General features: G+C 69.1%; 22 protein-coding genes, 1 tRNA gene and 1 pseudogene. 13 read left to right on the plus strand and 11 right to left on the minus strand.

The annotated features are described in order from the left end of the window. Together aspA and MJQ72_RS28205 are read left to right on the plus strand one after the other, a co-directional pair. Window positions 1-1,389 carry an aspartate ammonia-lyase gene (gene aspA / locus MJQ72_RS28200; protein ID WP_240594128.1) on the plus strand — a complete coding sequence of 463 codons (1,389 nt, stop codon included), beginning with the start codon at window positions 1-3 and terminating at the stop codon, window positions 1,387-1,389. A gap of 146 nt (window positions 1,390-1,535) precedes the next feature. Further along, window positions 1,536-3,158: a CocE/NonD family hydrolase gene (locus MJQ72_RS28205; protein ID WP_240594129.1), complete on the plus strand. Its 1,623-nt coding sequence runs from the start codon at window positions 1,536-1,538 to the stop codon at window positions 3,156-3,158. A gap of 11 nt (window positions 3,159-3,169) precedes the next feature. On the opposite strand, the gene MJQ72_RS28210 is transcribed toward MJQ72_RS28205, so the two are convergent. The 3 genes from MJQ72_RS28210 to MJQ72_RS28220 are packed head-to-tail and all read right to left on the minus strand — an operon-like array spanning window position 3,170 to window position 5,017. Then, the gene (locus MJQ72_RS28210; RefSeq protein WP_240594130.1) at window positions 3,170-3,628 is read right to left on the minus strand and encodes a hypothetical protein; all 459 of its coding nucleotides are present in this window, start codon (window positions 3,626-3,628) and stop codon (window positions 3,170-3,172) included. Beyond that, window positions 3,625-4,383, minus strand: coding sequence for a metallophosphoesterase (locus MJQ72_RS28215; protein WP_240594131.1), 759 nt, complete (start codon window positions 4,381-4,383; stop codon window positions 3,625-3,627). Before MJQ72_RS28215 ends, MJQ72_RS28210 begins: the two co-directional genes overlap by 4 nt. Window positions 4,384-4,387: 4 nt before the next feature. Next, window positions 4,388-5,017, minus strand: coding sequence for a GntR family transcriptional regulator (locus MJQ72_RS28220; RefSeq protein ID WP_240594132.1), 630 nt, complete (start codon window positions 5,015-5,017; stop codon window positions 4,388-4,390). 46 nt (window positions 5,018-5,063) lie between these two features. On the opposite strand from MJQ72_RS28220, the gene MJQ72_RS28225 reads away from it, so the two are divergent. Next, the gene (locus MJQ72_RS28225; RefSeq protein ID WP_240594133.1) at window positions 5,064-6,242 is read left to right on the plus strand and encodes an aminotransferase class V-fold PLP-dependent enzyme; all 1,179 of its coding nucleotides are present in this window, start codon (window positions 5,064-5,066) and stop codon (window positions 6,240-6,242) included. Here MJQ72_RS28225 and MJQ72_RS28230 read toward each other — a convergent pair. Then, complete coding sequence (locus MJQ72_RS28230) at window positions 6,239-6,730, minus strand: DUF1453 domain-containing protein (RefSeq protein WP_240594134.1); 492 nt, start codon at window positions 6,728-6,730, stop codon at window positions 6,239-6,241. The genes MJQ72_RS28225 and MJQ72_RS28230 overlap by 4 nt on opposite strands. Before the next feature lie 63 nt (window positions 6,731-6,793). Here MJQ72_RS28230 and MJQ72_RS28235 point away from each other — a divergent pair, with 63 nt between their 5' ends. From MJQ72_RS28235 to MJQ72_RS28245, 3 genes are read left to right on the plus strand one after another with little or no spacing between them, the layout of a single operon-like run. Next, the gene (locus tag MJQ72_RS28235) at window positions 6,794-7,402 is read left to right on the plus strand and encodes a TetR/AcrR family transcriptional regulator (RefSeq protein ID WP_240594135.1); all 609 of its coding nucleotides are present in this window, start codon (window positions 6,794-6,796) and stop codon (window positions 7,400-7,402) included. Then, entirely contained in the window at window positions 7,399-8,895 is a 1,497-nt protein-coding gene (locus tag MJQ72_RS28240) for an AMP-binding protein (protein WP_240594136.1), read from the plus strand. Before MJQ72_RS28235 ends, MJQ72_RS28240 begins: the two co-directional genes overlap by 4 nt. A 41-nt stretch (window positions 8,896-8,936) precedes the next feature. Next, window positions 8,937-9,356 carry a cupin domain-containing protein gene (locus tag MJQ72_RS28245; RefSeq protein ID WP_240594137.1) on the plus strand — a complete coding sequence of 140 codons (420 nt, stop codon included), beginning with the start codon at window positions 8,937-8,939 and terminating at the stop codon, window positions 9,354-9,356. Here MJQ72_RS28245 and MJQ72_RS28250 read toward each other — a convergent pair. Next, window positions 9,353-9,871 (minus strand): MarR family winged helix-turn-helix transcriptional regulator, encoded by a 519-nt coding sequence (locus tag MJQ72_RS28250; protein ID WP_240594138.1) that lies wholly within the window; start codon window positions 9,869-9,871, stop codon window positions 9,353-9,355. The two genes, MJQ72_RS28245 and MJQ72_RS28250, sit on opposite strands and share 4 nt — an antisense overlap. A 14-nt stretch (window positions 9,872-9,885) precedes the next feature. Between MJQ72_RS28250 and MJQ72_RS28255 the strand changes: the two genes are divergently transcribed. Continuing rightward, a complete protein-coding gene (locus tag MJQ72_RS28255) occupies window positions 9,886-10,389 on the plus strand; it encodes a carboxymuconolactone decarboxylase family protein (protein ID WP_240594139.1) in 504 nt (167 codons plus the stop codon). A gap of 614 nt (window positions 10,390-11,003) precedes the next feature. Here MJQ72_RS28255 and MJQ72_RS28260 read toward each other — a convergent pair. The 4 genes and pseudogenes from MJQ72_RS28260 to MJQ72_RS28275 all read right to left on the minus strand — a co-directional run bounded on the left by MJQ72_RS28260 (window position 11,004) and on the right by MJQ72_RS28275 (window position 13,020). After that, on the minus strand, window positions 11,004-11,957 hold the full coding sequence (locus tag MJQ72_RS28260; protein ID WP_240594140.1) for a GNAT family N-acetyltransferase: 954 nt from the start codon (window positions 11,955-11,957) through the stop codon (window positions 11,004-11,006). A 47-nt stretch (window positions 11,958-12,004) separates the two neighbouring features. Beyond that, window positions 12,005-12,076: transfer RNA gene (locus tag MJQ72_RS28265), tRNA-Val, on the minus strand. A gap of 38 nt (window positions 12,077-12,114) precedes the next feature. After that, the gene (locus MJQ72_RS28270) at window positions 12,115-12,576 is read right to left on the minus strand and encodes a peroxiredoxin (RefSeq protein ID WP_016336116.1); all 462 of its coding nucleotides are present in this window, start codon (window positions 12,574-12,576) and stop codon (window positions 12,115-12,117) included. Window positions 12,577-12,652: 76 nt separating this feature from the next. Continuing rightward, window positions 12,653-13,020: pseudogene (locus tag MJQ72_RS28275) on the minus strand (DUF3052 domain-containing protein). Window positions 13,021-13,485: 465 nt separating this feature from the next. Between MJQ72_RS28275 and aceE the strand changes: the two are divergent. After that, entirely contained in the window at window positions 13,486-16,281 is a 2,796-nt protein-coding gene (aceE, locus tag MJQ72_RS28280; RefSeq protein ID WP_240594141.1) for a pyruvate dehydrogenase (acetyl-transferring), homodimeric type, read from the plus strand. A 116-nt stretch (window positions 16,282-16,397) separates the two neighbouring features. Further along, window positions 16,398-17,609: an alpha-hydroxy acid oxidase gene (locus MJQ72_RS28285; protein ID WP_240594142.1), complete on the plus strand. Its 1,212-nt coding sequence runs from the start codon at window positions 16,398-16,400 to the stop codon at window positions 17,607-17,609. A gap of 74 nt (window positions 17,610-17,683) precedes the next feature. Here the strand turns inward: MJQ72_RS28285 and MJQ72_RS28290 are convergent, their stop codons facing one another. Together MJQ72_RS28290 and MJQ72_RS28295 are read right to left on the minus strand one after the other, a co-directional pair. Beyond that, window positions 17,684-18,325 (minus strand): nicotinamide mononucleotide transporter family protein, encoded by a 642-nt coding sequence (locus MJQ72_RS28290; RefSeq protein WP_240594143.1) that lies wholly within the window; start codon window positions 18,323-18,325, stop codon window positions 17,684-17,686. Window positions 18,326-18,527: 202 nt separating this feature from the next. Then, complete coding sequence (locus tag MJQ72_RS28295) at window positions 18,528-19,265, minus strand: mechanosensitive ion channel family protein (RefSeq protein ID WP_240594144.1); 738 nt, start codon at window positions 19,263-19,265, stop codon at window positions 18,528-18,530. A 332-nt stretch (window positions 19,266-19,597) separates the two neighbouring features. On the opposite strand from MJQ72_RS28295, the gene MJQ72_RS28300 reads away from it, so the two are divergent. The 4 genes from MJQ72_RS28300 to MJQ72_RS28315 all read left to right on the plus strand — a co-directional run bounded on the left by MJQ72_RS28300 (window position 19,598) and on the right by MJQ72_RS28315 (window position 23,325). Further along, the gene (locus MJQ72_RS28300) at window positions 19,598-20,812 is read left to right on the plus strand and encodes a CdaR family transcriptional regulator (RefSeq protein WP_240594145.1); all 1,215 of its coding nucleotides are present in this window, start codon (window positions 19,598-19,600) and stop codon (window positions 20,810-20,812) included. Between the two features lie 292 nt (window positions 20,813-21,104). Next, entirely contained in the window at window positions 21,105-22,031 is a 927-nt protein-coding gene (locus MJQ72_RS28305; RefSeq protein WP_396426881.1) for an ACP S-malonyltransferase, read from the plus strand. Further along, complete coding sequence (locus tag MJQ72_RS28310) at window positions 22,028-23,011, plus strand: beta-ketoacyl-ACP synthase III (protein ID WP_240594146.1); 984 nt, start codon at window positions 22,028-22,030, stop codon at window positions 23,009-23,011. The genes MJQ72_RS28305 and MJQ72_RS28310 overlap by 4 nt, the downstream gene beginning before the upstream one ends. Before the next feature lie 68 nt (window positions 23,012-23,079). Then, window positions 23,080-23,325 (plus strand): acyl carrier protein, encoded by a 246-nt coding sequence (locus MJQ72_RS28315; RefSeq protein WP_004559006.1) that lies wholly within the window; start codon window positions 23,080-23,082, stop codon window positions 23,323-23,325. Window positions 23,326-23,331 lie beyond the last annotated feature (6 nt).

A 23,331-nucleotide genomic window follows, 5' to 3' on the forward strand; every position in this document is an offset into this window, starting at 1 on the left:
ATGCACCGCGTGGAACACGATCTGCTGGGGGACAAGGAAGTCCCCGCCGACGCCTACTGGGGCGTGCACACCGCACGGGCCAGGGAGAACTTCCCCATCACCGGCACCGCGATCTCCGCGTACCCGCATCTGATCGAGGCGCTCGCCTCGGTCAAGGAGGCCGCCGCCCAGGCCAACGCCGACCTGGGGTTGCTGGAGCCGGACGTCGCCGGCGCGATCCGCCGGGCGTGCCGCGAGATCCGCGAAGGCGCGCTGCACGACCAGTTCGTCGTCGACGTCATCCAGGGCGGCGCGGGCACCTCGACGAATATGAACGCCAACGAGGTGATCGCGAACCGCGCGCTCGAACTGCTCGGGCACGAGAAGGGCGATTACGCCCGCGTGCACCCGAACGAGCACGTGAACCTCGGGCAGTCGACCAACGACGCGTACCCGACCGCGGTCAACGTCGCGACGATCATCGCCGTCCGCGAACTGGCCGAGGCGATGGTCGTGCTGGAGCGGGCTTTCGCGGCCAAGGCCGTCGAGTTCCACGATCTGCTGAAGATGGGCCGCACGCAGCTGCAGGACGCCGTCCCGATGACACTGGGGCAGGAATTCGGCACCTACGCGGTCATGCTCGGCGAAGACCGGCTGCGGCTCACCGAGGCGGTGACCCTGCTGCACGAGATCAACCTCGGCGCGACCGCGATCGGCACCGGGCTCAACGCCGCGCCCGGGTACGCCGAGGCCGCCGTCGCGCACCTGCGCGAGATCACCGGCCTTCCCGTCGTGTCCGCCGCGGACCTCATCGAGGCGACGCAGGACTGCGGCGCGTTCGTGCATCTTTCCGGGGTGCTCAAGCGGATCGCGGTGAAACTCTCGAAGAGCTGCAACGACCTGCGGCTGCTCTCCTCCGGGCCGCGGGCGGGGCTCAACGAGATCAACCTGCCGCCGGTGCAGGCGGGCTCGTCGATCATGCCCGGCAAGATCAACCCGGTCATCCCCGAGGTGGTCAACCAGGTCGCGTTCGAGGTCATCGGCAACGACGTCGCCGTCACGATGGCGGCCGAGGCCGGGCAGCTGCAGCTCAACGCGTTCGAGCCGCTGATCCTGCACTCGCTTTCGGAGAGCATCACGCATCTGCGGTCGGCCTGCCTGGTGCTGGCGGAGCGCTGCGTCTCCGGGATCACCGCGAACGCCGGCGTGATGCGGGGCTACGTCGAGAACTCCATCGGGCTGGTGACCGCGTTGAACCCGAGCATCGGGTACGCGGCGGCGACCGAGATCGCCAAGGAGGCGCTCGAAACCGGGCGTGGCGTGGCGGAACTCGTCGTCGAGAAGGGCCTTCTGCCCGCCGAGGAACTGGCGAAACTGCTGAAGCCGGAAACGCTCGCCCGGCTTACCTGAGACCAGCGGGGCGGTACCGGGCGGTCCGCCCCGCGCCAGTGTCACGAAAGTGGCTTTCAGGACATTCTTCGTCCTGAAAGCCACTTTCCTGACATGCGGGTACGGTCGTAAGCGGAAGGTGATCGTCCACCCGAAAGGCGGCCAGTGTGCTCGACCGACTCATCGACCGGTACCTCGGCCTCCCGCCCACCGAAGGCCCCGCCCCCTCGGTGACCAAGGCGATCCCCGTCCCGATGCCCGACGGCGTCCGGCTGCTGGCGGATCGCTACGCCGTTCCGGGCGGCGAGCCCCGGCCGGTCGTGCTGATCCGCACGCCGTACGGCCGCAAAGGCGTGATGGGCAAGGTCTTCGGCGAGACGTTCGCCCGCCACGGGCTGCAGGTGGTCCTCCAGAGCACACGCGGGACCTTCGGCTCCGGCGGCGAGTTCCGGCCGTTCCACCTGGAGAAGGAAGACGGCCTCGCCACCGTCGCCTGGCTGCGCGAACAGCCTTGGTGCGACGGCCGGGTCGCGATGGCGGGCGCGAGCTACCTCGGTCACACGCAATGGGCCGTCGCGCCGTACCTCGACGAGCCGCTCGAAGCGCTGTGCCTCGGCGTCACCGCGTCGGAATTCGTCTCGACCTTCTATCCCGGCGGGATCCTCGCGGTCGACAACATGGTGTCGTGGTCGGCGCTCATCGGGCGACAGGAAGGCCGGTTCGCCGGTCTGCCGAATCCCTGGCAGACGAAGAAGACCCGCCGGGCCATGGCGCATCTGCCGGTCTCCGGCGCGGACGTCGCGGCCATCGGCAAGCAGGTGCGGTTCCTGCAGGACGTCTCCCGGCACGCCGAACCCGGCGACGATTTCTGGGCGCCGTCGGACCACAGCGCCGAGGTCGCCGCGCTGACGACGCCGGTGAGCATGGTGACCGGCTGGTACGACCTGTTCATCTCCGCCCAGCTGCGCGATTTCAAGGAGCTCGCCGCGGCCGGACGCGCACCGAGGATCACCATCGGACCGTGGGCGCACGGCGAGCCCGCCAGCCTGAAAACCCTGATCACCGACCAGATCGGCTTCCTCTCCGCGCATCTCCTCGGCGATCGCGCGCCGCTGAGGCAGTCGCCCGTGCGCCTGTACCTCCAGGGTTCCGGACGCTGGCTGGACTTCGAAAGCTGGCCGCCGAAGTCCGACGCCACCCCGTACTTCCTGCGTCCCGGCGGGCTTTCCGTCGCCGAACCCGTCGAGGCGAAACCGGGCACGTTCACCTTCGATCCGGCCGATCCGACGCCGACCGTCGGCGGGCCGCTGCTGTCGGGTGTGCAGAAACAGCAGGACAACAAGGAGATCGAGGCGCGACGGGACGTGCTGCTCTTCACCGGTGACGTGCTGGAGCGCGATCTCGACGTCATCGGCGAGATCTCCGCGCTCGTGCACGTCCGGACCGACCTCGGGCACGGCGACGTCTTCGTCCGGCTGTGCGATGTGGACCGTCGCGGCGTCTCCCGCAACGTCACCGACGGCATCCTCCGCCTGCGTCCCGGCGGTCCTGGGTCCGATGTGGACGGTGTGGTCGCGGCGGAGATCCTGCTCGACCCGACGGCCTACCGGTTCCGGCGCGGACACCGGCTGCGGGTGCAGGTCGCGGGCGGAGCGTTCCCTCGCTTCGCCCGCAACCACGGCACCGACGAACCGGTGTTCAGCGCGGTGGACGGGAAACCCGCGCGGTTCGAGATCTTCCATGACCCCGCGCACCCGTCACGGATCACGCTGCCGGTGTTCACGGGGTAGGCAGGCGCACCTCATCCACCGGCGAGCTTCTTGATCTCGTAGTCGGGCACGTTCACGCCCACCGCGAGGCTCGGGCTCCAATCGATGCCGAGCTCTTCGGCGGCACGCTGCGCCTTGATCGCGCCCTTTCGACCTTCGTAAGTCGACCACGGGTTGAACTTCACGAAGGCCGGCTTCGGATCGGACGCCTTCCACACGGAGACGAGCACGGTGGTGAGCACCTCGCCCGTGACCACGTACCCGAGTGGCACTTCGGCTTCGACCATGATTCCCGTCGTCAACCCGTCCTGATTCTCGCCCACCTCGACCTGGAGGAACTCGGGACGCGCGGCCCGCACCGCGTCGGCGACAGGACCGACACCGGTCATGGCGGCCGTGGGGGCGGGAGCCTGTCTCTTCTCGGGAATGAACAGTGCGCATCCGCTCAGCAGCATCGCCAGGACGGAAAACACCGCGAGCCGTCGGATCACGGCACGACCCGCTGGTGCGTGGTCAGTCTGCCGTCGTCGTGGAGCACGTGGAACAGCAGCGACGGCGGCAGGTCGTAGTCGATCGGGCCGCCTTCGTTCCAGTGCCGGAGACCGTTCTCCTCCCACGGGAACAGGATGCTCGACCCGACCGAGGGCGCCGACCGCAGCGGCACCCCCGCGAACGTCGTCGACGCCGCGGTGTGGACGTGCCCGCAGAGCAGGGCGGCCACGCGCGGATGGCGCGCGAGCACTTCGGCCAGCTTGTCTTCGCCGTACTGGCGCATCGCGTCCACGAGCGGCAGGCCGAGCGGGACCGGCGGGTGGTGGAAGGCGATGAAGGCGGGACCGTCCCCGTCGGCGAGGACGCCGTCCAGCCACGCCATGGTCTCGTCGTCGAACTGCCCGTCCGGCTTGCCCGGGATACTCGAATCGGCCATGACGAACGTGACGTCGCCGACCGTGTGCGCTACGTTGACCGGCGATTCGTCCGGCGCCTGCCCGAGCAGCCCTTCACGGAAGGGGCCGCGCTTGTCGTGGTTGCCGGGGCAGGTAAACAGCGGCGTGTCGGTCTTGAAGAGCTCGGCCGCGCGCCGGTACTCCTCCACGGTGCCGTGGTCGGCGATGTCACCGGTCACGAGGATCGCGTCGACCGGTGTCGCCAAGCCCTCCAGGTACCGCATGACCCGCGCCGTGCGTTCGTCGGCGCGGTCCCCGCCGTCGAGATGGTTGTCGCTCAGATGTGCCGTCACGAACATCGTGTCACCCCATGTCTTCCAGATATGCCAACGTTTTCACCCAGTTGCGTCCGAGCAGCCCGACGGCGGCGTCGAGGTCCGCGGCGCGGATCGCCTCGGCGATCCGGTGGTGCTCATCGATACTCTCCCTCGACCGCTCGACGCCACCGAAATAGCGCGCGTCATAGCGTTTCAGCAGCGGCTTCGTCTGTTCCAGCAGGCGCAGCAGATGCGGATTCGTGCAGCGCGAGACGAGCAGCGCGTGCCAGCGATCATCCAAAGTGGACAGATCGCCCTGCCGCCCGAGCTCCTCGGCCATCTCGTCGGCGATCCGGTCCAGGCCGCCGGTGAGCCCGGCGAGGTCCTGCGGCGAACTCCAGCGCAACGCGAGCGATTCCAGCTCCGCGACGAGCGGGTACAGCTGCCGGGCCTCCTCCGGATCGAACGGGGGCACGAGGAAGCCCCGATTCGGCGCCGAGACGAGCAGACCGCGATCGGCCAGCCCGATCAGCGCCTCGCGCAACGGGGTGCGGCTGACGCCGAGCTCGCGGGCGAGGTGCACCTCGTTGATGCGGCTGTCCGCGGCGATCCGGCCGTCGAGCACGCGAGCGGTGATCTCCTCCGCGAGGTCGCGGCGGAGCAGGTTCCTCGTCATCGGTGCAGTATTGCATGCACTTCGGCCGTACTGTATTCAGTTAGGCATGACGGACTTCGATGTGCACCGCGCTCGCACCGAAACCCCGGGCTGCGCGGAGGTGGTCCACCTCAACAACGCCGGATCGTCGCTGCCACCCGCACGAGTGACCGACACCGTCGTCGATTACCTGCGCGAAGAGGCTCTGATCGGCGGATACGAGAAGGCCGCGGCGACCGTGGAGCGGATGGACGGCGTCTACGCCTCGGCCGCCCGCCTCATCGGCGCAGACCCCGCCGACATCGCCCTGACCGACAACGCGACCCGCTCCTGGCAGGCGATCTTCTACGCGCTGCCGTTCGCCGCCGGAGACCGGATCCTGACCGCGAAATCCGAGTACGCGAGCAATGTCATCTCGTTCCTGCAGATCGCGAAGCGCACCGGCGCCGTCGTCGAGGTGGTCGACAACGACGAGTCCGGGCAGCTGGACGTCGAGGACCTCAAACGCCGCGTCGACGGCGACGTCAAGCTGATCGCCGTCTCCCACGTGCCGACCCAGGGCGGGCTGGTGAACCCGGCCGAGGAGATCGGCGCGGTGGCCAGGGAGGCCGGGATCCCGTTCCTGCTGGACGCCTGCCAGAGCGCCGGCCAGATCGACCTCGACGTCGCCCGCCTGAACTGCGACGCGCTCAGCGTGACCGGCCGCAAGTACCTGCGCGGACCGCGAGGCACCGGATTCCTCTACGCGCACCCGCGCCTGCGCGAGCGCGTCGAGCCCGCGATGCTCGATCTCCATTCGGCGGTGTGGACGGCGCCCGAGAGCTACGAAGTCGATCCGACGGCGAAGATGTTCGAGGTCTGGGAACGCGATCACGCCGCCCTGCACGGTCTCGGCGCGGCGATCGACTACGCCCTCGAATGGGGCATGCCCGCCATCGAAGCCCGCGTCGCCACGCTCGCGGCGAAGCTGCGTGACGCGCTGCGCGAGATCCCCGGCGTCCGCGTCCACGACCAGGGCGTGCGCCAGTGCGGCATCGTCACGTTCAGCGTGGCGAAAACGCCGTCACAGGAAGTGAAACAGCGCCTGGCCGCGGCGAAGATCAACGTCAGTGTCACCGAGGCGACGTCCGCCCAGTTCGACTTCGCCGAGCGCGGGCTGCCGCCGATGGTGCGATCTTCGGTGCACTACTTCAACACCGAAGACGACATCGCTCTCCTCGTCGGCGAAGTCGGAAAACTGGCCTAACGGCGGGAAAGCAGCGAATCGGACGGCGGGGCGTACGGCAGCCCCGTCGTCTTCGCGCGTTTACCGATCACCAGCGCCTCCCCCAGCAGGCTGACGCCGATCGACAACGTCACCGGCCGCGCGTCGGGATGCGCCCCCGCCATGGTGGCCAGGAACCCGATCCCGAAGTTCACCAGCAGCGACAGCACCCACACGCCGAACGTCCAGCCGGTGTAGCGCAGCCACAGCACTCCGTCGCGCTCGAACAGTTTCGTGGTGGTGGCGCGCACCGCGCCGAGCCCGCATCCGACCGCGGACCCCAGCACGAGCCAGAGACCGTCGGTGATGGTGAAGGCTTCCAGCTTGACCAAGCCGTAGACGCCGATCGCGAGCAGGATCACCGGCGCCCCGAACACCTCCCGGGCCACCAGCGGCTCCCCGCGCAGCCGGCGCACGATGAGCACGATCACGGCGGCGACCACCAGCGCGATCAGCAACCAGGTCCGCATGAACTCCCCCTTTGTAGCATGACTGTGCCAAATAAAATAGCAAGGTCGTGCTATAAAGGCAACGTGCCCAAGATCGTCGACCCGGAAGCCCGCCGCCTGGAGATAGCCGAAGCCGTCTTCCGGGTGATCCAGCGGGACGGCCTCGCCCAGGCGTCACTCAGGAGCGTGGCCGAGGAGGCCGGTCTCGCGATCGGTTCGGTGCGGCACTACTTCGGCGGCCACGACGAGCTGATCGTGTTCGCCATGCGCGCGCTCGGCGACCGGCTGGAGGCGCGGTTGACCGAACACATCCCCGTGCTGCTCGACCCCGCGACGCCACGCTCACGGCGACAGGAAGCCACCGAGGCGTTCCTCGGCGAACTTCTTCCGCTCACCGAGCAGACCCGGGCCGAAGCCGACGTCTGGCTGGCGTTCTCGGCCGCCGCGAAGAACCGGCCCGATCTCGCCGAGGAGGCCACCCGCATGTACGACGGCGTCCGCTTCCTCGTCCGCCGGGTGCTCGAAGGCGCGAACGAAGCGGGCGGCCTGCCCGGCGACCTCGACCTGGCCGTCGAGACCGAGCGGCTCGCCGCCCTGCTGGACGGGCTCGCGTTGTCGGCGGGCCGAACCTCTCCGGAGCTGATGCGCACGGTGCTCCGGCGGCATCTGGAATCCCTGCGGCGCCCGGAATGAGCACCTTCTACGAAGTCGCCACCCAGGATCCCGGCCGCGTCGCGGTGATCGACGTGGACGGCCGGGAGACCACCTTCGGTGAGCTTTCGGCGCGCGCGAACCAGCTGACCCACGCCTTGCGGGCGCTCGGCCTCGGCGTAGGCGACGGCGTCGTCGCGATCATCCACAATGGACTCACCTATTACGAGCTCCTGCTGGCGACCCTGCAGGCGGGGATGTACTTCACGCCGGTCAACCACCGGTCCTCTCCCGCCGAGATCGCCTACATCGCGGCCGACAGCGGCGCCAAGGTCGCCGTCGCGGACGCGGACATCGCGGCCACGTGCACCGCGGAACTGGACGGCCTGCACCGGTTTTCGCGAGGCGAGACACCCGGCTGGGCCCAGTACGCGACATGGGGAACGGACCAGCCCACGACCACGCCGGCGCGGCGGACCGCCGGGCAGACGATGCTCTACACCTCCGGGACCACGGGGCGCCCCAAAGGTGTCCGGCGCGCCCTTTCCGGGCGGCCGCCCGCGCTGCACCCGATCCACGCGCACACCCTCGAACGCCTGGATGTCCGGCCGGGGCACGGCGTGCACCTCGTCGCCTGCCCGCTCTACCACGCGGCCCCCGGGATGTTCTCGACCGCGAGCCTGCATCTCGGGCACACGCTCGTGCTGATGGACCGGTTCGACGCCGCGGAAACGCTGCGGCTCACCGAAAAGCACCGCGTGACGAGCACCCATCTGGTGCCGACGATGTTCCACCGCATGCTGCGGCTGCCCGAGGAGGTGCGTACGCGCCACGACCTGTCGAGCCTGACCTCGGTGATCCACGGCGCCGCGCCGTGCCCTCGGGAGGTCAAGGAGCGGATGCTCGACTGGCTCGGGCCGGTGGTCCACGAGTACTACGGCGCGTCCGAGGGCCTGATCACGGCGGTGCACGCGCGCGAATGGCTCGCCGCACCGGGCACCGTCGGCAAGCCGTTGGACGGCGTGCGGGTCGAGGTCCTCGACGACGACGGGCGCGAACTTCCCGCGGGCGAGGCCGGGATGCTCTACTTCAGTTCCGCGCACACGAAATTCGACTATCACGGCGATCCGGGCAAGACGGCCGCCGCGCGCTCCGGGGAGTTCGTCACCGTCGGGGACGTCGGCTATCTCGACACCGCGGGGCGGGTGTTCCTGTGCGACCGGCGGACGGATCTCATCCTGTCCGGCGGCGTGAACATCTACCCGGCCGAGATCGAGGCGCGGCTGCTGAGCCATCCCGATGTCGCCGACGTCGCGGTGATCGGCGAGCCGGATCCCGAATGGGGCCAGCGGGTCGTCGCCGTCGTGCAGCCCGCCGAGGGCGTCGCCGGGGATTCCGCGCTGGCGGAACGGCTCGAAGCGCACTGCCGGGCCGAGCTCGCCGGGTTCAAGACGCCACGCCGGTTCGACTTCCGGGACCGGCTGCCGCGAACGGAGAGCGGCAAGATGCTGCGGCGGACACTTCGGGCGGAATGAACGACCCTTTCGGGCAGTGCCGATCGCGGTACCGTTCGCTCATGCGCCTGCGGTCCGTGACCACGCTGCTCGCCACCCTCGTTCTCGCGCTCGCCGTCCCCGCGACGGCCGAGGCGACCCCGGGATCCGGGGTGACCGGGACGATCTTCGAACAGAGGACGGTCGGGAACACCGACTACGTGCTCCGCGAGGTCGTCATCCAGCCCGGCGGCTACACCGGCTGGCACTACCACGACGGAAAGCTGTACGCGTACGTGAAAGCGGGCACGCTGACGCACAACTCGGCCGACTGCGGGCTCGACGGCCTGTACCGGAAGGGCGCCGTCTTCACCGAACCGAGCGACACCGTCCACATCGGACGGAACCTCGGGACGACACCGGTGGTCCTGGAGGTGCTCTACGTGCTGCCGCACGGGAGCCCGCTCTCGCAGGACGCGCCGAACCCGGGTTGCCCGTTCTAGGCGCCGAACCAGCCGGCGACGTCGAGCCGGAAGCCGTCCGCGGGCGCCATCGCGCGAAGGTCGGCTTCGAGCGCGCGGACCCTGTCGATGCCCAAGGTGTCGGCCCACTCCTCGCGCAACTCCTCGAAGATCGCCGCCGACCGGCCGAGTGAATCGAAGCCCCGGCCGGTGAGCCGCACGACCTTGCGCCGCGCGTCGGCCGGGTCGTCGACGCGCGCGACGTAGCCGAGCTGCTCCAGCTTGTCGACGGTCTTGCCCGCCGCCTGCTTGCTGACCCCGAGCCGTCGCCCGATCTCGCTCGCCGTCGCGCCTTCGCGGCCGATCGCCTGCATGGCGAACCCGTACACCGGGCGGACGTCGGGATGCCCCTGCTCGGCGAGTTCGGCGTGCAGCCGGTCGATGATCGAGCGAAAGCCCGCGAACAGCAGGAGCGGCAGCTCGAAGCCGGGGGTTTCGCGAACTCGCTTGCCAGATTCGACAACCTGGTTTACCTTTTCGTCAACCACGTTGACCATCTTAAGGGGAATCCTTGTTCACCGATCACACCGTCGAAACCGCGCCCGAGGCCTCGCGCCGCGCCATGGAAGCGACCATCCGGAAGTTCGGGCACCTCCCCACCGCCGTCGCCCGGCAGGCGTCGTCACCCGAACTGCTCGACGGTTTCCTGAAACTCAGCGCGAGCTTCGAGCGGACGACACTCGACCCCCTCGCACGGGAAACGGTCGTGATGACCGTGGCGACCCGCAACGGCTGCGAGGTGTGCGTCGAGATCCACACCGGCAAACTGAAGGGACATCACGCGGACGACGACGTCATCGCGGCGCTTCGCTCGCAACAGCCGGTTCCCGACGAGCGACTGGAAGCCATCCGGCAGTTCACGATGGCGGTGCTCGAAACCGCGGGCGCCGTCGACGACGACACCCTGCGGACCTTCTTCGGGCACGGATACACCGAACGGAACGCCCTCGAAGTCGTCATGGGCATCGGCGCCTACACGATGTCGACCCTGGCGAACAGGCTCATCCGGGCCTAGTCGCTCACCGTGATCGCCCCTCGCGGCCTGGATCACTCCAATGGCCGCCGATCTTGATGTATCTGGGCAGTCCCGGCCGTCTCCTGTCTTGTGCAGCCGAAAGTTCGCCACCCGCGGCGCGGCGCACCGGCGGTCTGGCCTGCCGAGGGGGCAGACCAGACCGCCGAAAACCGAAGACGTTCCACAGGTGTTGGGGGTGCGTGAAGGCCTCCTTCGCTCGGCTCAGCCGAGGGAAGGAGGCCTTCACGTGTGCGTTCAGTCGACTAAACGCGCCGGGTAGGTCGTCGGCGGCGGGATCGCGACGTGCCGTGAAGGCCCCCTTGAGGGACCCAGAGTCCCTCGAAGTTCCCCTCACCCGCCTGAGCCCTTCCGGCAGCGAACAGTGCCGGTACCTCATGCGCCGGGTCACGTGAGCGGGGATTCGGGTCAGGGTCCACAGCGTCTCGGGTACCTACCGGCTCTGGCCGGCTCAGGTCCGCGAGGGCCTCCCTGCCTTCAGGCTCACCACGTGCGCTCCGCCTGCGACAACCACCTTGCCAAGTACATGAAGGCCCCCTTCCTTGCGCCTAGGTACAGGAAGGGGGCCTTCATGTACCTAGGCCTCGCGCGCGGCGTCAGGCGTCGAGCGCCCAACGCACATACCGCATCGTCGGCACGAAGCCCGCCTTCTCGAAGACTCCGAACGCACCGGACGGATCCGCCGAGTCCACGTTCAAACTCGCGCGGTCGTAGCCCTGCTCGGCGACGGCCCGCAGCGCGTGCCCCATCAGCACGCTCGCGACGCCACGCCGCCGGTGCTCCCGAAGCGTGCCGATCACCATGAAGTGCGCGTCCCGGACGCCGGTGGCCTCCGTGTCGGCCTCCCACCACATGGTCACCAGCATTCCGATCGCGGAGCCCGCCTCATGAAGCAGGAAGCTGGCCTCCGGCCGGAAGGTCTGATTGGTGATCTTGTTCCGCCAGAGATCGGCGGGCATCGGCACCGCGCCCCAGCAGTCCCGGTAGGCCGCGTTCCGGACCGCCCGGAAGTCCTCGTCGTTCCGCTCCGACCACGGCTCGATCACGAACCCGTCGGGCAGCGCCGCTCCATCCGGCGCGGAGAGCGAGTGCTCCATCCGCTGGAAGTAGCGCACCGGCTCGAACCCCCGGGACCGGACGAGCTCGGCCAGCCCGGCGATACGCTCCGGCCGGTTGACGTCCACCACGAGCTTCGCGCCGGGGTGGTGCAGCGCGTGCACCACCTTCGCCGCCGCCACCCCGGCGTCGACCAGCACGCCGCCGATCCCCCGGCGGCGATACGCGGGATGGACTCCCCCGTCGAGGAAGACCCGATGGATCTCCTCCGCGGACGGCTTGTAGCGGATCTTCATGTAGCCGGCCATCACGTCGCCGTCGAAAGCGGCGAGGCTAGCCCGCTCCAGGTCCGCGTACGGGTCGATCAGCTCCTGGAGGGTGTCCTCCGCCGTGTAGTTCTCGCCGATCCCGTCGACGGTCTCCATCGCGTTGAGGAGGTCGGCCGACGCCTGGGCGTCCTGCGGGGTGAGGGGCCGCCACGTCAGGTCGTGCATGCGGCTGAACGTAGCCCGCGCGGGCGGGACTGTCGCCGGGTTTTCGGTGGGCGCAGTAGGGATCGAACCTACGACCGCTCGGGTGTAAACCGAGTGCTCTCCCGCTGAGCTATGCGCCCGGGAGGTGGCACCCGCGCACGGGTGCCACCGTGAAGACTCAGGCCAGCGAGGCCACGGCCTTCTTCCACGCCTGCTGGTCGCGCGCCTCGCCGGGCTGGTTGACCTCGGCGAACCGGACGACGCCGTCCTTGTCGATCAGGAAGGTGCCGCGGGTGGCCAGGCCGGCCGCCTCGTTGAAGACGCCGTAGGCCTTCGCGACCTCGCCGTGCGGCCAGAAGTCCGAGAGCAGCGGGAACTGGTAACCCTCCTGCTCGGCCCACGCCTTGAGCGAGAACGGGGTGTCCACCGACACGCCGATGACCTGGACGCCCTGGCCGTCGTAGTCCGCGAACTCGTCGCGGAGCTGGCACAGCTCACCGGTGCAGATGCCGCTGAACGCGAACGGGTAGAACACGAGCAGGACCGGCTTGTCACCCTTGAAGGACGACAGCGTCACGGACTGCTTGTTGTAGTCGTTGAGCGTGAAGTCCGGGGCTTGCGATCCGACCTCGACGGCCATACCGGCGGTTTCCTCTCAAGAGCGAACAGGGGCCTGCGACGACAACCCTATCGTGTCGATCGCGCGGCTCCCGAAGTCACCGCTTGGTCTTGGACGATTTCGGCGAAACCAGCCGGGTGCCCGCCCACTTGGGGCCGGCACTGATGTTGGCCGTCTGCGCCAGCCCGACCTGCGGCACCGCTTCGGCGATGTCACTCGGCTCGACATGCCCTGGCTGGCCCGTCTTCGGGTCAGCACCCAGATCACGCCGTTCTCGTTCAGGGGAGTCCGGACCTCGATCAGCGTGTCACCGAGATCACCGTCGTCTTCGCGCCACCACAGCAGCACCACGTCGATGACCTCGTCGGCGTCCTCGTCGAGGATGTCGCCGCCGATCTGTTCCTCGATCGCCGCACGAAGGTCGTCGTCGACGTCCTCGTCCCAGCCGATCTCCTGGACCACCATGTCCGGCTTGATCCCGAGCCTTTCGGCGACGCTGCTCTGATCAGCGTCTCCCGCGGCGACCACTGCTGTCACTCCTCCAACTACGACGGAGCGTGGTGTCGCGCCGGCCTGATCGACCGGGCGGGCACCACACTCGGGTACACGATGCCCGTTAGCGAACACTGGTGAAGCGTTCCGCGCAACCGTCCACACCGGATCTTGAACAACTCGTGTCGCGGCGTACGGACATTCAGCCCACTCTCACGGGGTCGAATCGGGCGTGCCTGGGCGGCTCCGAACGGCCTGCTTTAGGGTGGGAGAGAAAACGCGCGCGCGAGTACAGGCGCGTGCGAGGCGTGTCGCAATCGGGTCCGCGAACGTTACCGATCAGTAGCGGTGACGCGAACGGAACCGGAGGACGACGATGGAAGGCGAACACGCCCGCGTACGAGCACAACCAGCTACCACCTTTCGCAAGGAGACCCCTTGGCCCCGCAGAACGACGGCGCCTCCGGCAAGGAGACCCCGGCACGCGTCCGCGTCATCCGTGACGGATTGGCGGCGCACCTGCCCGACATCGACCCGGAGGAGACCGCCGAATGGCTGGACTCCTTCGACGAGGCGCTGGCCAGGGGTGGTCAGCAGCGCGCCCGGTACCTGATGCTGCGCATCCTCGAGCGGGCCAGGGAGCGCCACGTCGGCGTCCCGGCGCTGACGTCGACGGACTACGTCAACACCATCCCCACCGAGAACGAACCCTGGTTCCCCGGTGACGAGGAGATCGAGCGCCGGTATCGCGCCTACATCCGGTGGAACGCCGCGATCATGGTGCACCGCGCGCAGCGTCCCGGCGTCGGCGTCGGCGGGCACATCTCGACCTACGGCTCGTCCGCGGCGCTGTACGAAGTGGGCTTCAACCACTTCTTCCGCGGCAAGGACCACTCGGGCGGCGGCGACCAGATCTTCATCCAGGGCCACGCCTCCCCCGGCATCTACGCCCGCGCGTTCCTCGAGGGCAGGCTGACCGAGAACCAGCTGGACGGCTTCCGCCAGGAGTTCTCGCACGCCGGCGAGGGCGGCGGCCTGCCGTCGTACCCGCACCCGCGGCTGATGCCGGAGTTCTGGGAGAACCCGACCGTGTCCATGGGCCTCGGCCCGATGAACGCGATCTACCAGGCGCGCTTCAACCGCTACCTGCGCGATCGCGGCATCAAGGACACCAGCGACCAGCACGTCTGGGCGTTCCTCGGCGACGGCGAGATGGACGAGCCGGAATCGCGCGGCCTCATCCACGTGGCCGCGAGCGAAGGCCTCGACAACCTGACCTTCGTGATCAACTGCAACCTGCAGCGGCTCGACGGCCCGGTGCGCGGCAACGGCAAGATCATCCAGGAGCTGGAGTCGTACTTCCGCGGCGCCGGCTGGAACGTCATCAAGGTCATCTGGGGCCGCGAGTGGGACTCGCTGCTGCACGCGGACCGCGACGGCGCGCTGGTCAACCTGATGAACACCACGCCGGACGGCGATTTCCAGACCTACAAGGCCAACGACGGCGCCTTCGTCCGCGAGCACTTCTTCGGCCGCGACCCGCGGACCAAGGAACTGGTCAAGGACCTCACCGACGCCGACGTCTGGAACCTCAAGCGCGGCGGGCACGACTACCGCAAGGTCTACGCGGCCTACAAGTCGTCGCTGGAGCACCACGGCCAGCCGACGGTCATCCTGGCCCACACCATCAAGGGTTACGGCCTCGGACCGTCCTTCGAGGGCCGCAACGCCACGCACCAGATGAAGAAGCTCACCCTCGACGACCTCAAGCTGTTCCGGGACGCCCAGCGCATCCCGATCAGCGACGAGGAGCTCGAGCGCGACCCGAAGCTGCCGCCGTACTACCACCCCGGCAAGGAATCGCCGGAGATCGAGTACATGCTCGGCCGCCGCAAGGCGCTGGGCGGGTTCCTGCCGGAGCGCCGCCCGAAGGCCTCGAAGGCCCTCGTGCTGCCCGGCGACAAGGTCTACGAAGGCATCCGCAAGGGCTCGGGCAAGCAGGAGGTCGCCACCACGATGGCGTTCGTCCGGCTCGTCCGCGAGCTGGCGAAGGACTCCGAGATCGGCAAGCGGATCGTCCCGATCATCCCGGACGAGGCGCGCACCTTCGGCCTCGACTCGATGTTCCCGACGGCCAAGATCTACAACCCGCACGGCCAGACGTACACGTCGGTCGACGCGAGCCTGATGCTGGCCTACAAGGAGTCCGAAAAGGGCGTCATCCTGCACGAGGGCATCAACGAGGCCGGCTCGACCGCGTCGTTCACCGCCGTCGGCACCTCGTACGCCACGCACGGCGAGCCGATGATCCCGATCTACATCTTCTACTCGATGTTCGGGTTCCAGCGGACCGGTGACGGCCTCTACGCGGCGGCGGACCAGATGGCCCGCGGGTTCGTGCTCGGCGCCACCGCCGGCCGCACCACGCTGACCGGTGAAGGCCTGCAGCACGCCGACGGGCACTCGCTGCTGCTGGCGGCGACCAACCCGGCCGTCGTGGCCTACGACGCGGCGTGGTCGTTCGAGATCGCCCACATCGTGCGGGACGGCCTTCGCCGGATGTACGGCGAGACCGGGCCGGACGGCAACGGCGAGAACATCTTCTACTACATGACGATCTACAACGAGCCCTACCAGCAGCCCGCCGAGCCCGAGAACCTCGACGTCGACGGCCTGCTCAAGGGTCTCTACAAGTACGCGGACGCCCCGTCGGGCGACGGCCCGGAGGCGCAGATCCTGGTCTCCGGCGTCACCATGCCGGACGCGCTGCGTGCCCAGCGGATGCTGGCCGAGGAGTGGGGCGTACGCGCGGCCGTGTGGTCGGCGACGTCGTGGACCGAGCTGCGGCGCGAGGCCGTCGAGGCCGACCACGACAACCTGCTCCACCCGGGCGACACCCCGCGTGTGCCGTACGTCACGCAGAAGCTGTCCGGCGCGAACGGACCGGTCGTCGCGGTCTCGGACTGGATGCGGGCCGTGCCGGACCTCATCCGCCCGTGGGTGCCGAACGACATGCTGACGCTGGGCACCGACGGGTTCGGATTCTCCGACACCCGTCCCGCCGCCCGGCGGAAGTTCCTGGTCGACGCCCAGTCGATCGTGGTCGGCACGCTGAGCGCGCTCGCCAAGCGCGGCGAGATCGACCAGTCGAAGGCGGCGGAGGCGGCGCGCAAGTACCGTCTCGACGACGTCGCCGCCGCGGGTCCGCAGTTGTCGGACTCCGGTAGCGCCTGACGCTGAGATGAAGGGACCTTTCCTTGCAGATTTCGCGAGGAAAGGTCCCTTCATTGCATCCGGCGACGGACGAGCTAGGCTGAGACATCGGATGTTTGCGGAAAGGGTGAGCGAGAGTGACCAAGCGTCGACTGCCGAAGCCGAGTGAGCTGAAGCAGATCCTGCGGCCGAAGCCGATCGTGCTCAACCCGACCGACCGGCGGCTGGCTGGCGCGCACACGATCGCCGACCTGCGGATGCTCGCCCGCAAGCGCACGCCGCGGGCGGCGTTCGACTACACCGACGGCGCCGCCGAGCTGGAGGACAGCCTCCGCCGGGCCCGGCAGGCCTTCCGCAGCGTGGAATTCCACCCCAACGTCCTGCGCGGCGTGTCCGATGTGGACACCGGCAAGGAGATCCTCGGCAAGCGTTCGGAGCTGCCGTTCGCCTTCGCGCCGACCGGGTTCACCCGGATGATGAACCACGAGGGCGAGCCGGCGGTGGCCCGCGTCGCGCAGCGCAACGGCATCCCGATGGGGCTGTCGACGATGGCGACGACGTCCATCGAAGACCTCGCCGCGGCGGCCCCGGAGGCCCGCAAGTGGTTCCAGCTCTACGTCTGGCGCGACCACAAAGCGGGCGAAGATCTGATGAATCGCGCCTGGGCGGCCGGCTTCGACACGCTCATGCTGACGGTGGACACCCCGGTCGCGGGCGCGCGGCTGCGCGACGTCCGCAACGGGCTGACCATCCCGCCCGCGCTCACCCTCAAGACGTTCGTCGACGGCGCGATGCATCCGGCGTGGTGGTTCAACCTGCTGACCACCGAGCCGCTGACCTTCGCGTCGCTGAGCCAGTTCGACGGCACGGTCGCCGAACTGCTCAACCAGCTCTTCGACCCGACCCTGAACTTCGACGACCTCGACTGGGTCCGCCAGACCTGGCCGGGCAAGCTCGTGGTCAAGGGGATCCAGAACGTCGACGACGCGCGTGACGTGGTCAAGCACGGCGCCGACGCGGTGCTGCTGTCCAACCACGGCGGCCGCCAGCTCGACCGCGCGCCGACGCCGATCGAATTGCTCCCGGCGGTCCTCGACGAGATCCAGGGCGACGCCGAGGTGTGGATCGACACCGGCATCCTCTCCGGCGGCGACATCGTGGCCGCCATCGCGCGCGGCGCGGACGCCGTGCTCATCGGGCGCGCGTTCCTCTACGGCCTGATGGCCGGGGGCGAGCGCGGGGTTCAGCGGTGCGTGGACATCCTGCGCGCCGAGATGGTCCGGACGATGCAGCTGCTGGGCGTCCGCACCCTCGCCGACCTCAAGCCCTCCCACGCCACCATGCGCTGACCCCCACGCGTTTCGTCCTCTGAATGCGGTAGTCGGCGATACGAACTACCGCATTCAGAGGACGAAACGCGGGGTCAGCGGGCCGCGGCGGTGGCGCCGGCGGGAGTGGTGCGCACCTGCTTGGCGGTGCGGTTCCAGCTCCACCAGCCGTGCACGACCAGCCCGGCGAACACGATGTACACCGCCGCCGAGAAGTACAGGCCCGACGAGAGCTGCAGCGGTACGCCGATCGCGTCGACGACCAGCCACACCAGCCAGAACTCGACGAGACCCGCGCCCTGCGCGGCGAAGGCCACCAGCGTGCCGACGAAGATCGCGGCGTCCGGCCACGGCGCCCAAGAGGCGTCCAGCGCGTCGAGGACCAGCGCCATCGCGGTGGTGCCGATCGCGAACGCGCCGATCATCGCCAGGCGCTCACCGGGACGGCCCTTGCGGACGACGACGCCGTAGACCGGGTCGCTGCGGCGGGACCAGGCCCACCAGCCGTAGATCGAGATGGCGAGGATCGCGATCTGCCTGGTCGCGAGCCCGCCGAGATGCGCAGAGACGTAGACCGAGAACAGCAGCACGGTGGCGCCGACCTGGACCGGCCATGTCCACAACGTGCGGCGTTGCGCCAGGAAGACCACGGCGAGCGCGAAGATCTGCCCCGCCAGCTCGGCGAAGGAAATCCACTGTCCGAGCACCGTGACACCGTTGTGCAGCAGGAAGTCCACGTCCGCACCCCTCTCCGTCTACCGCTCCAACATGCTCCGATCCGGCCCCATTCCCTAGGGAGTGTGAGGTGCGGAACAGGCGGGCGGCTCGAGGGACGCTGAGGAGACGCGAAAGGGCCCTCCGCCGCGTGTTCCGCGGCGATGGGCCCTTCGACTCCACGCGGGCCCGGTGCCTTCCTCGATCACCGGGCCCGCGGGATGCTCACGAATCTACGCGACCGATGCCCACGGGCGAAGTCGGCGGCTCCGAACGGACCTCCTGCTTGCCGTCCCCGGCCTCCAGCTGGCCCTGCAGATTGGCCAGCCAGCCCTGCCAGCGCTCCTGCGCCGGCTTGATCAGGCCGCCGCCGAAGCCGACGACGATCACGCCGCCGATGGTGGCGAGCACGGTGATCAGGACCGGTCCGGTGATCGCGGTCGCGATGTTCACCTGGCCGAGCGCGGCGATGATGCCGAACGCCATGATCATCCAGTAGGCGATGGTGCCGAGCAGCCGTCCTGCCGGCCTGGTGGACAGGGCGCCGGTCACCAGGTCGCGGACGACCTTGGCCACGGCCGCCGCGACGATCACCAGCACCAGCGCCACCAGGATCCGCGGCAGGAACGCGATGATGTCGTTGAGCAGCGCGCTGACCGGATTGCTCTCACCGAATACGCCGAACGCGAGCTGCAGCGCGATCAGGAGAATGAAGTAGTACACGAGTTTGACGAGGATTCCGCCCGCGTCGACATTCGCCTGTTTGAGCGTTCCGGTGAGCCCCGTCTTCTCGATGAGCTTGCCGAAACCGATCTTCGACAGAACCAGTCCCAATGCCTTCGACACGGCTTTCGCGATCAACCAGCCGATCAGCAGGATGATCAGGAAACCGATCAATTTCGGCACGAAGGTGGCGACAAGGTTCCATGCTTGCCCCAGACCGTCTTTCAGCTGCTCGCCCACGGCGAACTCCCTCCTCTGCGCATCCGCGCCCAACACCGGTGCGGCTTGCGAGGGATCGTTGATCACCGGCACCGCACCGGCAACTCGGCGACCCACGATCGAGTGAGTGAGCTAGCGGGAAAAGATCGACAAGTCCCATACTTGTCCTACCGGTGGGGACCGGGGAGACGAGGCCGTCCGGCGCAGCGAAAAACGCGAGCGCCGGGCGGCCTCGAGTTTTATGCGGAAATCTTTCGCAATTCCGCCGCCGATTACCGTCCACTTCGGACCCGAGGGGCGAACGGCCGCAGGACGAGGGCCACCTTTGCCCGCCGGACTAGGATCGGCTGACCATGGCTGATGCGACTTCCGGACGGCGTGTGCCCAAGCACCACGGGCTGTCCGCCAAGACCCTCCGGCGGCTCGAGCACGCCTCCGGCCGGCTCGCGAGCGCGAGCGTGGCGGTGATGGAAGAGCGGCTGACCTGGTTCGCCCGCCTCCCCGCCGACCAGCGCGCGAGCGTCCTGCTGATCACCCAGGCGGGTGCCGCCGGTTTCGTCGACTGGCTCCGCGACGCCAAGGAGGCGCTCTCCCTCACCACCGAGGCGTTCCGCGAAGCACCCGCCGAACTCTCCCGCTGGGTGAGCCTGCGGCAGGCGGTCGGCATGGTGCGCCTGGCGATCGAGGTGTTCGAGGAACAGCTGCCGGAATTCGCCGCGAACGAGGCCGAACGCGCCGCGCTGATCGAAGGGATCCTGCGCTACGGCAGGGAGATCGCGTTCGCCGCGGCCAACTCCTACGCGGCCGCCGCCGAGGCGCGCGGCGCCTGGGACGCGCGGCTGGAGGCACTGGTCGTCGACGGCATCGTCCGCGGCGACGCCGAGGAAGCGGTGCTCTCCCGCGCGGCCGCGCTCGGCTGGGATCCGGCCGCGCCCGCCACCGCGCTGGTCGGCACCCCGACGTCGGACGACCCGCCCGCCGTGGTGTTCGAGGTGCGCAGCCGCGCCGCCAGGGTCGGACGCCCCGTGCTGCTTTCGGTGCAGGGATCCCGGCTGGTCGTGGTGGTCGCCGGCCCCACCGACGGCAGCGTCAAGGACCGCGAGATCCTCGCCAAGCTCTCGGTCGCCTTCGCCGAGGGCCCGGTCGTCGCCGGGCCGACGGTGCCCACCCTCGCCGAGGCGCACCACAGCGCGACCGAGGCGCTTTCCGGCCTGCGCGCCGTCGTCGGCTGGCCAGGCGCGCCACGGCCCGCGAGATCGATCGACCTGTTGCCGGAACGCGCGTTGTCCGGCGATCCCGAGGCCGAACGCCTGCTCGTCGAGCAGATCGCGCGACCGCTGGAGGAAGCGGGCCCGGCGCTGCTGCGGACGGTGGAGACCTACCTCGACAGCGGCGGCGTCCTGGAGACCTGCGCGCGGACGCTGTTCGTGCATCCGAACACCGTCCGGTACCGGCTGCGGAAGGCGGCCGAACTCACCGGGCGCCACGCCGCCGAATCGCGGGACGCCTGGGTGCTGAAGGTGGCGCTGACGGTCGGGCGGCTGGCCCGTGCCCGCGGCCTCTGGTGACCGAAGCGGCCGCTCGGGTCGGCGATCCGGCGCACCGAGGCGTGTCGCGGACCCGGCACACCGCCGTGCCGAAACGGGCAAATCGCTCAGGCGGACGCAGGCCTCCGGCGAACCGGTTGGTAACTCTGCGCAGTGACGGACTTCATAGGGAAAGCTGGTTGAACCCGACAAGGCTTTTGGGTTAAGCGCGGAGATCAGGAAGACGCTTTTGGAGGGTTCCGACAATTACGTCGGCCGGACTTGGTGAGCGTCGGCATCACGACCATGGTGGCCGAGAGTGTTCTCTAAGGGGGTGACAGTTGCAGTCCTCGCCCCCGGCCAGGGTTCCCAAGCCCCCGGCATGCTCTCCCCTTGGCTCGAGCTCGACGGCGCCCGCGCGCGCGTCGAAGCCTGGTCCGAGCGGGCCGGTCTCGACCTCGTCCGCCTCGGCACCGAAGCGGACGCCGAAGAGATCCAGGACACCGCGATCACGCAGCCGCTGATCGTGGCGCTGTCACTGCTGGCGTTCGAGCACCTTCAGCGTGAGGCCCCGGTCGCCGCGGACGCGCCGGTCGCGGGTCACTCCGTCGGCGAGCTGGCGGCCGCCGCCATCGCCGGGGTGCTGAGCCCCGAAGACGCCGTCGCGCTGGCCGCCGTCCGCGGCGCCGAGATGGCGAAGGCGTGCGCGCTGGAGCCCACGAGCATGGCCGCGGTCATGCTCGGCGAGCCGGAGCAGGTCGTCGCGTGGCTCGAGGGCCACGGCCTCGCCGCGGCGAACCGCAACGGCGCCGGCCAGATCGTCGCCTCCGGCGCCGCCGGCGCGATCGAGAAGATCGTGGCCGAGCCGCTGGAGGGCACCAAGGTCCGCGCGCTCAAGGTCGCGGGCGCGTTCCACACCTCCTACATGGCACCCGCGCGTGAAGCGCTGGCCGCCCACGCTGCGAAGATCACCCCGGCGGACCCGACGCGTCCGCTGCTGTCGAACGCCGACGGCCAGGTCGTCACCAGCGGGGCCGAGTACCTCGACCGGCTGGTCAAGCAGGTCACGAGCCCGGTGCGCTGGGATCTGACCATGGACGGTCTGGTCACCGCGGGTGTCACCTCGACGCTCGAACTTCCGCCGGCGGGCACGCTGACCGGGCTGGTCAAGCGGCAGCTCAAGGGAACCGTGACCACCACGATCGCTCTGAAGACGCCGGCCGAGCTGGCGAAGCTTCAGGGGCAGGAGGACGCTTCGTGACCGACCGATCCACTTTGCGGCAGGCGCCGGGCGCCGCCGGGACCCGCATCCTCGGCGTCGGGAGCTTCCAGCCCGAGAAGATCGTGACCAACGACGATCTCTCGAAGATCATGGACACCAACGACCAGTGGATCCGCGAGCGGGTCGGCATCGTCGAGCGCCGGTTCGCCGAGAAGGACGAGTCGCTGGTCGACATGGCGGTCAAGGCGGGCACCGCCGCGCTGGCCGACGCCGGTGTGGACCCGTCCGAAGTGGACACGGTCATCCTGCCGAACTGCACGATGCCCACCCAGATCCCGAACGCCGCCGCGCAGGTGGCCGACCGGATCGGCATCACGCATCCGGCCGCGTTCGATCTCAACGCCGCGTGCGCCGGATTCTGTTACGGCATCGGCGTCGCTTCGGACCTGATCCGGGCGGGCAGCGCGAAGAAGGCGCTCGTCATCGGCGCCGAGAAGCTCACCGACCACGTCGACCCGGTCGACCGCGCGAACGCGATCATCTTCGCCGACGGCGCCGGCGCGGCGGTGGTCGGCGCGGCCGACACCCCGCAGATCGGCCCGGTCGCCTGGGGCAGCGCCGGCGAGCACGTGGACCTGATCTACATGCGCGACGACAAGTGGATCTACCAGGAGGGCCAGTCGGTCTTCCGCTGGGCGACCACGCAGATCGCGCCGATCGCCATGCAGGCGCTGGAACTGGCCGGGCTCGAACCGTCCGATGTGGACGTTCTGATCCCGCACCAGGCCAACCTGCGCATCGTCGAGGCCATCGCCAAGAAGCTGCGTGCCAAGGGCGCCCGCGAGGACATGGTCGTCGCCGACGACATCAAGTACTCGGGCAACACCTCGTCCGCGTCGATTCCGCTGGCGCTGGACCACATGCGCAAGGCTGGCACCGTGAAACAGGGCGACGTCGTGCTCGCCGTGGGCTTCGGGGCCGGACTCTCCTACGCGGGCCAGGCCTTCGTCTGCCCGTGATGAATACTTCCCCTGCGGGCACCGTGTCCGCAGGGCAGCCGAAAGCATCACCGAGAAGGGAACAACCAGTGGCAGACAACGCAGAGATCCTCGCCGGCCTCGCCGAGATCGTCGAAGAGGTCGCCGGTGTGGCGCAGGACGACGTGACCGCCGAGAAGTCCTTCGTGGACGACCTCGACATCGACTCGCTGTCCATGGTGGAGATCGCTGTCCAGGCCGAGGACAAGTTCGGCGTCAAGATCCCGGACGACGAGCTGGCGAACCTGAAGACCGTTGGCGACGCGGTGAACTACGTGTCGGCCAACTCCAAGTAAGTCCGA

Source organism: Amycolatopsis sp. EV170708-02-1, assembly GCF_022479115.1.
GTDB lineage: Bacteria > Actinomycetota > Actinomycetes > Mycobacteriales > Pseudonocardiaceae > Amycolatopsis.